This window comes from Pedobacter sp. HMWF019 (assembly GCF_003061025.1).
Lineage (GTDB): Bacteria > Bacteroidota > Bacteroidia > Sphingobacteriales > Sphingobacteriaceae > Pedobacter.
The window spans coordinates 3978-5529 of sequence record NZ_QAIL01000516.1 but is presented as its reverse complement, the minus strand read 5'-3'; the positions used below and the strand labels follow the sequence as shown (position 1 = coordinate 5529).

1 protein-coding gene and 1 pseudogene are annotated in these 1552 nt (G+C 41.4%); both read left to right on the top strand.

Annotated elements, in window-relative coordinates:
- On the top strand, nt 1-1204 hold a 1204-nt coding region (locus DBR11_RS26060; protein WP_108555493.1), incomplete at its 5' end, for an aminotransferase class V-fold PLP-dependent enzyme.
- 64 nt (nt 1205-1268) lie between these two features.
- Nucleotides 1269-1552 (top strand): annotated as a pseudogene (locus DBR11_RS30390) (4-(cytidine 5'-diphospho)-2-C-methyl-D-erythritol kinase); the annotation flags it as partial.

Below are 1552 nucleotides of genomic sequence, written 5' to 3'. Positions count from 1 at the left end.
AATGAAGCTTGAACCCATACATAACGAAGAAATACAGACTTTAAGAAATCAAACCATTGGCACCTCTCAGCTGATTCATTTTAATAATGCGGGCTCTTCTCTACCACCGGATGTTGTGGTTGATACGGTGATTGATTATTTAAAGGAAGAGGCCTTAGCTGGGGGATATGAAACGGAAGCGAAATATATAGACCGGATCAATGGTGTCTATGATCAGATTGCTCGTTTGATCAATGCAGACAGAGATGAAATTGCTGTTTTTGAAAATGCAAGCGCTGCCTGGTGTACGGCTTTTAAAGGCTTGTCCTTTAAAGATGGTGATGAAATCATTACGACTGAAATGGAGTATGTGACTAACCTGATTGGCTTGGTGGATATGCAAAATGCCGATGGTATCAAAGTTAAAGTCATTCCTAACGACGAAGGGGGTAATTTTTCAGTGCCTGAGTTTGAAAAAGCCATTAACGCTAAGACCAGGTTGATTATGGTTACACACGTTTCATCTTCTGGTGGAAGTATTATGCCTGTTGAAGAAATCGGAAATCTAGCAGAAAAACATCAGATACTATACTTGGTTGACGCTTGCCAAAGTGCAGGTCAGTTACCTCTGGATGTGAAAAAGATAAAATGCGATATGCTTTCTGCTACGGGACGCAAGTATATGAGAGCGCCCAGAGGAACTGGTTTTTTATTTGTAAAGAAAAGCAGTCAGGATTTCATAAAACCTATATTGTTGGATTTTCAGGCGGCTGGAAATGTATCCCTAACAGACTATACGCTCAGAAAGGATGCACGCCGCTTTGAGCTTTACGAGAAAAACAGAGCGCTTACCCTTGGGTTTGGGAAGGCAATTGAGTATGCAATGAATATTGGACTGGAACGCATATGGCATCGTATTGAACGTTTGTCTGTGTTGATGAGGAGAAATCTTGCTGAAATTCCAGGGATCGTTGTACGCGATGCTGGTGATCGGCTGAGTGGTATTGTTACTTTTTCTGTGAAGGATATCGAGAGTTCAGAGGTGAAACTCAAACTGGCGGAGATTGGAATTAACGTTTCTGTTGGAGGATCGCAGGCAACTCCGATATATATGGACAAGAATCGGCTTTCTACGGTAGTCAGGGCTTCTGTTCATTATTACAATACAGAAGAAGAGATCTATACCTTGTGCGAGGAACTTTCTGCTATGATATTGACGAGGTAAATTACTTTACAGCGCTTCTGGGATATTAGGCTAAGGTTGTTTCATTTTTTGCTAAGTTTGCGGTATGCTTGCCTTTGCCAATGCCAAAATCAATCTTGGTCTGCACATCACAGAAAAGAGAACTGACGGCTACCATAACCTGGAAACCGTATTTTATCCTGTAAAGTTATACGACGTTGTTGAATTATCGGATGCCGAAGAAACAGAATGCGTCATTGCAGGTGTTCAGGTTCCGGGAAAACTGGAAGACAATATCTGTTTGAAGGCTTACCATTTGCTGGGAAAAGATTTCGATCTGCCTTCTCAAAAAATTACCTTGCTTAAAAATATTCCTGTAGGTGCCGGTTT